The sequence below is a fragment of the Mycobacteroides franklinii genome, assembly GCF_001853795.1.
Classification (GTDB): Bacteria; Actinomycetota; Actinomycetes; order Mycobacteriales; family Mycobacteriaceae; genus Mycobacterium; species Mycobacterium franklinii.
The window spans coordinates 1,216,570-1,228,204 of the sequence record NZ_MLIK01000019.1; the positions used below are offsets into that span (position 1 = coordinate 1,216,570).

The window sequence follows — 11,635 nt, forward strand, 5'->3', positions numbered from 1 at the left end:
GACGTTAAGATCGCTGCGCTGTGCAGTCCAGCTAATGATTCTTAGTCTGCATTAGAATTCCTAATGTGGGTCTGGACTCGCAGCAGCTCGTTGCCTTCGCCGCCGTCATCGAGGAGGGCAGCTTTGATGCCGCCGCCCGGCGGCTGGTCATTACCCCTTCCGCGGTGAGTCAACGGGTCAAGGCCCTGGAACAATCGGTGGGCCAGGTATTGGTTCGTCGGGAAAAGCCCTGTGTGGCAACCGATGCAGGTGCCTCACTGATGAGGCTTGCCGCCCAGATCGGCACATTGGAGCGTGAGGCGTTACGGGAGATGGGCGACGGCGCGCCGATACGGGTGGCGATCGCAGTGAACGCCGACTCGTTCGGAACCTGGTTGCGATCGGTGCTCACGCGGATTCCCGATGGGGTGCTGATCGACATCCGGATCGAGGATCAGGACCACTCGGCGGAGCTGCTGCGCGCGGGTGTCGTGATGGCGGCGGTGACCACCGAGCCGAAGCCTATCGCCGGATGTCGTTCCGAATCATTAGGTGCCATGCGCTATTTCGGGATGGCGTCGCCCGCGTATGCGGAGCGCTACCTGCCCGGAGGGTTGCTCGACTCGGGAGTCGATGCCGTGCGGCGGGCGCCGATGATGCGGTGGGACAGACGCGACGCCCTCCAGAATCAGTTCCTGCGCAGGCTCTTTCGCCGGGATATCGTTGTTCCGGAACACTACGTGCCGACCACCGAGGGGAACACGGAGGCGCTTAGGGTGGGGCTGGGCTGGGGAATGATGCCCGAGCAATTGGACCGTGACGGGCTCATCGATATGGCTCCGGGACAGTATCTCGACGTGCCGTTGTACTGGCAGCACTGGAAATTCGAATCGTCGACGCTGAACGCGATCACGACTGCGGTACGTGAGGCGGCTGCCGCACTACACCGTGGCCCCTAGCGCCGCACGGCGCGGCTGAGCCGGTGTGCGCGCCGGAGCAGCAGTTGTCCCAGCACCGGTTGCCGCTCGGGGTTGAACCGGGTCTCGATTCCGGTCAAAGTCAGTGCGCCGATGGGGTTTTGCCTGGTATCGAACACGGCGGCGGCCATGCCCCAGGAACCTTCGACCACCTGACCGGGGTTGATGGCCCAGCCGGTCTTTCGGGTGACCGCGATGCGCTCCCAGACGACGTCGGTACGAAAACCGTTGCCCCACTCGGACTGCAGATCCGCTCGTTCCAGGTAGGCGTGGATCGCCTCGTCGGGCAGGTAGGCCAAGACGGCCATGCCCGACGAGACGACACCGAGCGGAAAGCGTGCACCCTCGTACAGCACATGCGAGCGGATCGGAAAGTCCCCGTCCTCTCCCAGCAGCACGACGGTGTGATCACCGCGACGTAGGGAGAAGAAAGCGCTCTCGCCGGTTTCGCGTGCCAGTGCCGTCACGTCGGCCGCTGCCTTCTCGGTGATGTTGTAGCGGGGTGCCGATGCCGCACCTAACACGTAGATCTCCGGCCCCAGGAACCACTGGCCCGAGCGTGCGTCGCGTTCCACGAGGCCTTCGGCGGCGAGCGACTCCAGCAGGCGATGCGCGGTGGCCCGCGGGATGTCGGTGCGGCGGGAGAGTTCCGTGGTGCTCACGCCGGTTCCGGTATCTGCCGAGACCGCACGCAGCAGCGCCGCCGTGCGATGTACCACGCTGAGGGCCTCGGTCACGCACCCCACAGTACGCGTCCACTGAATGGACGTTTGAGTGTCTTAGTGTTCATCCGGCGGGAATTGTCGTCGGCTTCCTTGCTCTGCAGTGCAGCTTTACTCCATGGTGGGGTCACCGTTAAGTGGACGCCAAACTGAGCATGGAGGTGGTTGTGGGCGAGAGACGGACCGTCGAGCAGCGTGGCCTGTGGTTCGAGGAGTTCGAGACCGACGTGCTGTATCTGCACCGACCGGGTCGGACGATCACCGAGGCCGACAACGTTCTGTTCACCACGTTGACCATGAACACCCAGGCCCTGCATCTCGACGCCGCGTTCTCGGAGGCGTTACCACCGTTCAATCAGCGCCTGGTGAACTCGATGTTCACCCTGTCGACGTTGGTCGGGTTGTCGGTCGCGCAGCTGACCCAGGGCACCATCGTCGGCAACCTGGGATTCTCCGAGATCGCGTTCCCTAAACCGCTGTTCCACGGTGACACCCTGTACGCGGAGTCCGAGGTGATCGACAAGCGCGAATCCAGGAGCCGACCCGGTGAAGGCATCGTCACGTTCGCGCATACCGGCAGAAACCAGCACGGTGACGTGGTGGCCGCGGCCTCGCGCACAACGATGGTGCGCAAGCGCCCCGCAGGGCAGCAGTCATGACGCTGCTACAGGCCGGGCCCGGCTGGCTTTTCTGCCCCGCAGACCGCCCGGAGCGCTTTGAAAAGGCAGCCGCGGCAGCCGATGTGGTGATTCTCGATCTTGAAGACGGGGTGGCCGTGGCGGATAGGCCGGCCGCGCGCGATGCGCTGATCAGTACCCCGCTCGATCCCGCTCGGACGGTGGTTCGGCTCAACCCCGCTTCCACCGCGGACCACCCGCTGGACCTGGAGGCCGTCGCACAGACCGCGTATACGACGGTGATGCTGGCCAAGAGTGAGCACGCCGATCACGTCGCGGCACTGGCCCCGCTGAACGTGGTGGTGCTCGTCGAAACTCCGCTCGGTGCGCTCAACGTCGCCGAACTGATGCGGCCCGCGAACGTCGTCGCCGCGATGTGGGGTGCGGAGGATCTGTTCGCCGCGACGTGGGGTACCAACAACAGGTGGCCAGATGGCAGCTACCGCGATGTCGCCCAGCACGTGCGTTCTCAGACTTTTTTGGCGGCAAAGGCATTCGGGCGTATGGCGCTGGACTCGGTGTACCTGGACATCAAGGGGCTCGACGGGCTGCGCGCGGAGGCCGATGACGCCGTCGCCGTCGGGTTCGACGCCAAGGTGGCCATCCATCCCACCCAGGTGAGCGTCATTCGTGAGGCGTACAAGCCGACCGATAAGCAGGTGCGGTGGGCCCGAGGGGTGCTTGAGCTGGCCGCGCGGGAACGTGGGGTCTTCCAGTTCGAGGGTGCGATGATCGATGCGCCTGTGCTGCGCCGCGCGGAGCGAATCGTTCAGTTGAATGCCCTGACCGGTGGCCAGCCCGGGTGAGAAACATTCGGTTACCGCGCACCGGAATCCAGAGTGTCGGCTCGGTGCGCTCACTAGAGTTTTCCTCGATCCGTCCCGTCTATCGGTGCCGGGTAAGCAGCAGTGCAGGTGGTGAAACGAGACGATGAAGTCCCATGACGCCGGGTCGTCGGCGTGCCAGATCCTCGAGGAGACGATCGGGGAAAACTTCGAGCGGATAGCCCGTACCCACTCCGATGTGGATGCCCTCGTCGACGTCTCGGGCGACCGCAGATGGACCTATCGCGAGCTCGACGCCGAGATCAATCGCGTGGCACGCGGACTCATGGCGCTGGATGTCGCCGCGGGTGACCGGGTCGGAATCTGGGCGCCGAATTGCGCCGAATGGGTGCAGGTGCAGTACGCCACGGCCAAGATCGGGGCGATTCTGGTCAACATCAATCCGGCCTACCGGACCCACGAGCTGGCCTATGCGCTCAATCAGTCGGGCGTCCGCACGCTGATCTGCGCCACCGCGTTCAAGTCCTCCGACTTCGTGGCCATGGTGAGCCAGGTACGCCCGGATGTCCCGGCCCTGCGGGACGTCCTGTTCATCGGCACCTCCGATTGGACGGACCTGGTGACGGGAGCCGACCGGGTCTCCGAGGACGCGCTGCGTCGCAGGATGTCGCAGCTGTCCAACACCGATCCCATCAACATTCAATACACCTCGGGGACAACGGGATATCCCAAGGGTGCGACCCTGTCACACCGCAATGTGCTCAATAATGGCTACTTCGTGACCGAGTCGATCCATCTCAAAGCCGGTGACCGACTGTGCATCCCGGTGCCCTTCTACCACTGTTTCGGGATGGTGATGGGCAACCTCGGCTGTACGACCCACGGTGCCACCATCGTGATGCCGGCACCGGGATTCGATTCCGCGCGCACTCTCGACGCCATTGAACGCGAGCGTTGCGTCGGGGTGTACGGGGTACCGACCATGTTCATCGCGATGCTCGCGGACCCCGAATTCGCGGGGCGCGACCTGTCCTCGCTGCAGACGGGCATCATGGCGGGTTCGGTATGCCCCGTGGAAGTGATGAAGCGGTGCATCGACGAAATGCATATGACGGGAGTCGCCATCGCGTACGGCATGACGGAAACCTCGCCGGTCTCCTGCCAGACGCTCTTCGATGACGATCTGGATCGCCGTACCGCGACCGTCGGACGTGTGCATCCGCATGTCGAGGTCAAGATCGTCGATCCCGACACCGGGGAAACGGTGGAGCGCGGGCAGTCCGGTGAGCTGTGCACCCGCGGTTACTCCGTGATGCTCGGGTACTGGAACGACGAGGAGCACACCCGTGAGGTGCTCGACGCTGACGGCTGGATGCACACCGGAGACCTCGCGGTGATGCGAGAAGACGGATACTGCACCATCATTGGGCGGATCAAGGACATGGTGATACGCGGCGGCGAGAACATCTACCCGCGCGAGATTGAAGAGTTCCTGCTCACCCACCCGGACATCGAGGATGTCCAGGTTGTCGGGGTACCCGACGAGAAGTACGGCGAGGAGCTGTGCGCGTGGGTCCGGACGCGTGCGGACCGCGTGGTGCTCGACGCCGCCACCATCCGCGCCTTCGCGTCGGGGCGCCTCGCCCACTACAAGATTCCGCGCTACGTGCACGTCGTCGACAGCTTCCCGATGACCGTGACCGGAAAGGTACGCAAGATCGACATACGAGAGCAGGCCATGGAACTTCTGGGATTGCGAGAGCCGGGCCGGACACATGGGCAGTAGCACCTACGAACGATTTGTCGAGCATGTGGCGCAGCGGTATACGTTGCCACACAACGGCTACGAAGATGTGTGGCGCTGGTCGGTCGAGTCTGTTCCGCAGTTCTGGCGCGCACTGTGGGAGTTCTTCGAGGTGCCGGGGCACGGATTGCGTGACGGTGATGAGGGCGTGCTGGTCCATCCCGTGATGCCTGGGGCGCAATGGTTTCCGGGCACCGAGCTGAACTATGTGGATCTGGTGCTGCGCCACACGCATCAAGACGGGCCCGCGATCGTGGGTGTGGACGAGGCGGGGGAGCGCACCGAGATTAGTTGGCGGGAGTTGCCGGGCCGGATTGGTGCGGTGGCCGCGGAGCTGCGTCGTCTCGGTGTGGGCCGCGGCGACTGCGTGGCCGCCTATCTGCCGGACGTGCCCGATGCGTTGGTGGCCTTCCTGGCCACGGCGGCTGTCGGCGCGGTGTGGGCGGGATGCGGCCAGGACTACGCCCCTGCGGGGGCCGCCGCGCGGCTGGGGCAGCTCAATCCCAAGGTGCTCATTTCCGGCTCCGGATACCGATACAACGGTCGTTGGGTGGACAAGGAAGCCGACACCGCCGAGTTGCACCGTCTGCTACCTGGGGACCCCGCGCTGATGGTCGAATTGCCCACGGGCAGTGATGACCCGGTGGTCGAGATGGTGCCGTTCGATCATCCGATCTGGGTTTTGTTCAGCTCCGGCACCACGGGCAGGCCCAAGGGGATTGTGCACGGCCACGGGGGCATGCTGCTGGAACATCTCAAGGGCGTGGGGCTGCACTGTGATCTGGGCCCGGGCGATGTGTTCTTCTGGCAGACCGCGCTGTCGTGGATGATGTGGAACTTTCGGCTGGCCGGGCTTCTGGTGGGGGCCACCGTCGTCTGCTACAGCGGGCACCCGCTGTACCCCAACGCAGATCGGTTGTGGGAGCTACTGGAAGCGGAGAAGGTCAGCTACTTCGGTACCAGCCCCGGGCACCTGCAGGCGACCAAGAAGGCGGGACTGGAGCCGTCGTCCAGGCATGACCTGAGTGCGCTGAAGACGTTGGGCAGCAGCGGGTCTCCGCTCTCTTCCGATCTGTTCGACTGGGCAGGCCGGAATATCGGGGTCACGGTGTCCTCGTTATCGGGCGGCACCGACGTCTGCACGGCATTCGCCGGCGGTACGCCGGGAGTGCCCGCGCACCCCGGTGAGCTACCCGCCCGCTACCTGGGGGTGGACCTGCGCAGCTGGTCACCCGATCGTCGGTCCCTCATCGCGGAGGTCGGCGAGATGGTGATCCTGCAGCCCATGCCGTGCATGCCGATTCGATTCTGGGGCGATCCCGACGGCTCGCGTTATCGGGCCGCCTATTTCGAGCACGAATGGGCCGATGGGCGCGCGCCCGGAGTCTGGCGGCACGGCGACTGGGTGACCGTCACCGAGCGGGGATCGCTGGTGATCCACGGTCGCAGCGATGCGACCTTGAACCGCAACGGAATCCGGATGGGCTCGGCAGATATCTACGAGGTCGTGGAATCGATGGACGAGATCGCCGAGGGATTCGTGCTCGGTGTCGACGGTCCTGACGGCGCCTACTGGATGCCGCTGTTCGTCACCATGGCACCAGGCCACACCTTCGATGAGGATCTGGGAGCGCGGATCGCGCGGGAGATACGTACTCGTTTGTCGCCCCGGCATGTTCCCGACGAGGTGATCGAGGCTCCCGGGATTCCGCACACCCGAACCGGTAAAAAGCTTGAGGTCCCCATCTGCGGTGTGCTGGCCGGGCGCGCCGACGTGTCACTGGATCCCCGGTCGATCGACGACCCCGACCTCATCGACTGGTACCGCGCACGGGGACGTGACCACGGCTGGTAGTGATGGCCGACAGCTCTTGCGCGGCCCGTGGCTTCGACCTAGTATACCAATCGGTATACATCTGCCCGATGTGCTGATTGCCTTGCACTGCAGGGCGTTATGGGCGGAACTCAACGAGGAGGATTCCATGGCAACACGATTTGCGGACTACCCGCTGCCCTTGAAGCTTTTGATTGTGGGGCGCTCGCTCGTCGCTTCGGGCAGTCTCCTTACGCCGAACGTGTTCGCTCGCGTTTTCCGCATGGAGGCCTCCGGAACGCCTGCCATACCCATGGGCCGCATGTTTGGCATTCGGAACGCGATGCTGGCGCTTGGTTTGTCGCGTCTTGGCGCATTCACCGACGCCACCACGTTTCTGAAGCTGAACGTGCTGACCGATGCCGTTGATGCGGCGGTCCTGGTCGCGGCCGGCCGTCGAGGCGAGCTCAGTAAGACCACCGCGACCCTCGGCACCGCGGTGGCCCTTTCGGCTGTCGTGATGGGGGCCGCTTCGTTGGCAGCCCTACCGGTGCCCGAAGCCTAGCCCCACGGCGAGTAGTCCGCGATCAGTTCTTCCTGCTCCGGCCGCTGCGCGTCGGGAACATGCACCAGGTTGATCCGCACCCGGTACCAGACCGAACTCGGTCCGCGCATGCCGTCGATCAGAATATCTTGTGGTTCAAGGAATTCAGTCACATTCGGGTAGCGGTCACGCCAGACGTCAAGTGCTGCCTGGGCTTCCGGCTTGGTCTTGGTCCGCGCGATTTCGATGAGCGGCATCGTCGACTGACGGTGCCCATCTCGGGAGACGCCCTTCGGTGCCTTCTCGGCGGGCCCCAGCTCGGCGGCCAACTCCAGTAGCCGATCCAGCGTCCCGGTGGCGGCCTCCCTCTCCACATCCATGCCCTCCCACGGATCGCCGATATCGGCGAACCGCTCCCGGACCGTGTGCAGCGTGAATTCCGAAGGGCGGCAACTCGCCACCTCGTCCCAGCGCAGTGGCGTCGACACCCGGGCGTCCGGGGTCGCCCGCACCGAATAGGCCGAGGCGACGGTGCGGTCCTTCGCGTTCTGGTTGAAGTCGACGAACACTCCGTGGCGTTCCTCCTTCCACCACCGGCTGGTCGCCAGCTCCGGGGCGCGGCGCTCCACCTCGCGGGCCACCGTCTCGGCGGCCAACCGCAGCTCCCGGAACGTCCACCGCGGGGCCACCGGAGCATAGATATGAAAGCCGCGCGAACCGGACGTCTTCGGCCAGGCCGTGAGCCCGTGATCCTCCAGTACTTCGCGCACCACGAACGCGACATCGAGGATCTGGCTCCACGGCACCCCGGGCACCGGATCGAGATCGATACGCAGTTCATCGGGATGGTCCAGGTCGTCGACACGCACCGGATGCGGATTGAGATCCACGCACCCCAGGTTGACCACCCATGCCAGCGACGCCGCCTCGGTGACGACGGCTTCCCGGGCGGACGTCCCGCGCGCGTAGTGCAGTTCGGCGGAGGCGATCCAATCCGGACGCTTCTCGGGCACACGCTTCTGGAAAATCGCCTCCTGCGAGATGCCCTTGACGAATCTCTTCAGGATCATTGGCCGGTCCCGCACCCCGCGCAGCACCCCGTCGGCGACATCCAGGTAATAGCCGACGAGGTCGGCCTTGGTGATGCCCGTATCGGGAAAAACAACCTTGTCCGGGTGCGTGATGGTGACATCGCGTCCCGCGACCTGCAGCACGAGGTCGGCTTTGGATGAGCCGCTCACGCGAAGACCATCCGGCATGGCGTCATCGTAGGGCTGCAGACCGACTTTCCTGGGCGTACTTGGTGACAGGCCCCCGACCGACCGGTTGGGTGTACCACTGAGAGGGAGGTCACATAGGCTGTTGATCATGTCGATCACCGCCGAACGGCCGCTCTTCTCGAAACTTCAGACTCTTGCGAAGCGCGGTGGCGCTGAGCTGCATTATCTCCGCAAAGTCATCGAGGCGGGCATGCTCAAACTGGACCCGCCGAACGTGCTCGCCGGCATCGTCCGCGACTTCTATCGCTTCGGTGAAATCGGCGCGGTACCGGCGTTTGGCGCCCACCGCAGCCCGTCGCGGACCGCGATCATCGACGACGAGGGCTCGCTCACCTATGCCGAGCTGAATGACGCTGTCAACGCCCTGGCACACGGCCTGAATCGGCTCGGTATCAAGGGCGGAGACGGGGTTGCGATCCTGGCGCGCAACCACCGCTGGTTCATCATCGCCAACTACGCCGCTCACCGTGCCGGTGCGCGGGTGATCCTGCTCAACACAGACTTCTCCGGCCCGCAGACCAAGGAAGTCGCCGAGCGTGAAGGCGCCCGCGTCCTCCTCTACGACGCCGAGTACGCCGAGTTCCTGGACGGGTACAGCCCCGAGCTGGGCCGGATCATGGCCTTGCCGACTAACCCGGAAAATCCCGACCAGCCGGCCTCCGATGACGAGACCATTGCGTCGGTGATCAAGCGCAACAGCACCTCGCCGGCGCCGCGCCCGTCGAAGTACTCGTCGTTGGTGATTCTCACCAGCGGCACCACCGGCACGCCGAAGGGTGCCCCGCGCAAGTTGGCGCTGACCCTGGCGCCCGTCGGCGGCATGTTCTCGCATGTGCCGTTCCGCTCGGGGGAGGTGACCTCGGTACCCGCGCCGATGTTCCACGCACTGGGTTACCTACACCAGAGCCTGGCGTTGACGTTGGGATGCACGCTCATCCTGCACCGGAAGTTCAAGCCCGAGAACGTGCTTACCGATATCGAGAAGTTCAAGGTGACCGCGATCGTGGTGGTGCCGGTGATGCTGAACCGCCTCCTCAACGCTCTCGACGAGCTGCCCGCCAAACCCGACTTGTCCTCGCTGCGTATCGTTTTCGTGTCGGGATCGCAGCTCGGCGGCGAGCTCGCGTCCCGCGCCCTGGACACTCTGGGCCCGGTCATCTACAACCTGTACGGATCCACCGAGGTCGCCTTCGCCACCATCGCGCGGCCGCAGGATCTGGCCATCAACCCGTCCACGGTGGGTCCCGTCGTCAAGGGTGCGACCGTGAAAATCCTTGACGACGAAGGCAAACCCGTCTCGCAGGGCACCGTCGGCAGAATCTTCGTCAGCAACGCGATCCCGTTCGACGGCTACACCGGCGGTGGCCACAAGCAGATCATCGACGGACTCATGTCCAGCGGCGACGTCGGCTACTTCGACCAGCACGGGCTGCTCTACGTGTCCGGCCGCGACGACGAGATGATCGTCTCGGGCGGTGAGAATGTCTTCCCCGCCGAGGTCGAGGACCTCATCAGCGGTCATCCCGAGGTGGTCGAGGCGACCGCGCTGGGTGTCGATGACCCGGAGTGGGGAGCGCGGTTGCGGGCCTTCGTGGTTCGCCACCCCGAGTCCACGGTGGACGCCGACGGTATCCGTGCCTACGTGCGCGACAACCTGGCCCGGTACAAGGTCCCGCGCGATGTCGTCTTCCTGGACATCTTGCCGCGCAACCCATCCGGAAAGATTCTCAAGCGTCAGCTGCGCGAGCTGGAGGTATAGGCGACCGTGTCCGATGGTCTTCACGTAAACGGCTCATCCGCGTCTCGGGACCACGACATCGTGCTTTACGGGGCGACGGGATACGTCGGGAAACTGACGGCGCTGTACCTGGCCGGACGGGTGGAGGCCACCGGTGCGCGGATCGCACTGGCCGGTCGCAGCACCGACAAGCTTGCCGCCGTGCGTGATACCTGCGGTCCGGCGGCGCGCGACTGGCCGCTGATCGAAGCCGATACCAGCCGTCCGTCGACGCTGGCGGCGATGGCGGCGTCCACGCGGGTGGTCCTGACCACCGTCGGGCCGTACACCAAGTACGGGCTGCCGTTGGTAGCGGCGTGCGCCGAGGCAGGCACCGACTACGCGGACCTGACCGGCGAGGTCAACTTCGTCCGGGAGAGCATCGACGTATACGGCAAGCAGGCCGCAGATACGGGTGCTCGGATCGTTCACTGCTGCGGATTCGATTCCATTCCATCGGATTTGAGCGTGTACGCGCTGTACCGGCAGGCGCAGGACGACGGTACCGGCGAGCTGCTCAACACCACCTATGTGCTGAGCAAGTTCCGCGGTGGTGTCAGTGGTGGCACGGCCGCGTCGATGGTCGAGGTGATGGAGGCCAGCGCCGAAGATCCTGAGGTGCGCCGCAACGCGCAGGACCCCTACTCGCTGAGCCCCGATCGTCCGGCCGAACCCGAGGTGGGGCACCAGCGTGAATTCCAAACACTCCGAGGTGAATCCATCGCACCCGAGCTGTCGGGCAAGTGGCTCGGCGCGTTCTTCATGGGGCCCGTCAACACCCGGATCGTGCGGCGTAGCAATGCGCTGTTGGACTGGGCGTACGGAACCCGGATGCGGTACCGCGAGACGATGAGTTTGGGTAGCTCGGTGATTGCCCCCGTCGCCGCGGCGGCCGTGACCGGAGCGCTGACGGTTGGTTTCGGACTGGGCACTCGCGTTCCGATGCCCAAATTCATTGCCCAAAGGCTGCTTCCGAAGCCGGGAACCGGACCGAGTGAACGTACCCGCGAACGGGGCCACTACCGCGTCGAGACCTACACCACCACAACCGAGGGTGTGCGGTACCGGGCGATCATCGCCCAGGAAGGCGACCCCGGCTACAAGGCGACCGCCGTGTTGCTCGGCGAGAGCGGCCTGACGCTGGCGCTGGATCGCAGCGAATTACCAGACCGGCTAGGGGTTTTGACACCTGCGGCTGCCATGGGTGACCCGCTGCTGAAACGGCTCCGTGCGGCCCGAGGTGTCACGGTCGAAGTCGAACGGCTCTAGGTTTTCTC

The 11,635-nt window shown here is 64.9% G+C and carries 10 protein-coding genes; 8 read left to right on the forward strand and 2 right to left on the reverse strand.

Features of this window, described 5'->3' with window-relative positions:
- Positions 1-65 precede the first annotated feature (65 nt).
- Entirely contained in the window at positions 66-938 is an 873-nt protein-coding gene (locus tag BKG76_RS13595; RefSeq protein WP_070938101.1) for a LysR family transcriptional regulator ArgP, read from the forward strand.
- Here the strand turns inward: BKG76_RS13595 and BKG76_RS13600 are convergent.
- Positions 935-1,693, reverse strand: a complete 759-nt coding sequence (locus tag BKG76_RS13600; protein WP_070938102.1) for an IclR family transcriptional regulator — start codon at positions 1,691-1,693, stop codon at positions 935-937. The two genes, BKG76_RS13595 and BKG76_RS13600, sit on opposite strands and share 4 nt — an antisense overlap.
- A 152-nt stretch (positions 1,694-1,845) precedes the next feature.
- On the opposite strand from BKG76_RS13600, the gene BKG76_RS13605 reads away from it, so the two are divergent.
- From BKG76_RS13605 to BKG76_RS13625, 5 genes are all read left to right on the forward strand, one after another.
- Positions 1,846-2,337 (forward strand): MaoC family dehydratase, encoded by a 492-nt coding sequence (locus BKG76_RS13605; RefSeq protein WP_070939212.1) that lies wholly within the window; start codon positions 1,846-1,848, stop codon positions 2,335-2,337.
- On the forward strand, positions 2,334-3,161 hold the full coding sequence (locus BKG76_RS13610; RefSeq protein ID WP_070938103.1) for an HpcH/HpaI aldolase/citrate lyase family protein: 828 nt from the start codon (positions 2,334-2,336) through the stop codon (positions 3,159-3,161). Before BKG76_RS13605 ends, BKG76_RS13610 begins: the two co-directional genes overlap by 4 nt.
- Before the next feature lie 124 nt (positions 3,162-3,285).
- Complete coding sequence (locus BKG76_RS13615) at positions 3,286-4,926, forward strand: AMP-binding protein (RefSeq protein WP_070938104.1); 1,641 nt, start codon at positions 3,286-3,288, stop codon at positions 4,924-4,926.
- The gene (locus BKG76_RS13620; RefSeq protein WP_070938105.1) at positions 4,916-6,799 is read left to right on the forward strand and encodes an acetoacetate--CoA ligase; all 1,884 of its coding nucleotides are present in this window, start codon (positions 4,916-4,918) and stop codon (positions 6,797-6,799) included. Before BKG76_RS13615 ends, BKG76_RS13620 begins: the two co-directional genes overlap by 11 nt.
- A 127-nt stretch (positions 6,800-6,926) precedes the next feature.
- Complete coding sequence (locus BKG76_RS13625) at positions 6,927-7,322, forward strand: hypothetical protein (protein ID WP_070939214.1); 396 nt, start codon at positions 6,927-6,929, stop codon at positions 7,320-7,322.
- On the opposite strand, the gene ligD is transcribed toward BKG76_RS13625, so the two are convergent.
- Positions 7,319-8,515, reverse strand: a complete 1,197-nt coding sequence (gene ligD, locus BKG76_RS13630) for a non-homologous end-joining DNA ligase (RefSeq protein ID WP_083338114.1) — start codon at positions 8,513-8,515, stop codon at positions 7,319-7,321. The two genes, BKG76_RS13625 and ligD, sit on opposite strands and share 4 nt — an antisense overlap.
- Before the next feature lie 154 nt (positions 8,516-8,669).
- Between ligD and fadD2 the strand changes: the two genes are divergently transcribed.
- Complete coding sequence (gene fadD2 / locus BKG76_RS13635; protein ID WP_070938106.1) at positions 8,670-10,340, forward strand: long-chain-fatty-acid--CoA ligase FadD2; 1,671 nt, start codon at positions 8,670-8,672, stop codon at positions 10,338-10,340.
- 6 nt (positions 10,341-10,346) lie between these two features.
- On the forward strand, positions 10,347-11,627 hold the full coding sequence (locus tag BKG76_RS13640; RefSeq protein ID WP_070938107.1) for a saccharopine dehydrogenase family protein: 1,281 nt from the start codon (positions 10,347-10,349) through the stop codon (positions 11,625-11,627).
- Positions 11,628-11,635 lie beyond the last annotated feature (8 nt).

Coding starts and splice junctions, on each gene's coding strand:
- BKG76_RS13610 (WP_070938103.1), top strand. CDS start 2,334: ATGACGCTGCTACAGGCCGGGCCCGGCTGGCTTTTCTGCCCCGCAGAC.
- BKG76_RS13615 (WP_070938104.1), top strand. CDS start 3,286: ATGAAGTCCCATGACGCCGGGTCGTCGGCGTGCCAGATCCTCGAGGAG.
- BKG76_RS13620 (WP_070938105.1), top strand. CDS start 4,916: ATGGGCAGTAGCACCTACGAACGATTTGTCGAGCATGTGGCGCAGCGG.
- BKG76_RS13625 (WP_070939214.1), top strand. CDS start 6,927: ATGGCAACACGATTTGCGGACTACCCGCTGCCCTTGAAGCTTTTGATT.
- fadD2 (WP_070938106.1), top strand. CDS start 8,670: ATGTCGATCACCGCCGAACGGCCGCTCTTCTCGAAACTTCAGACTCTT.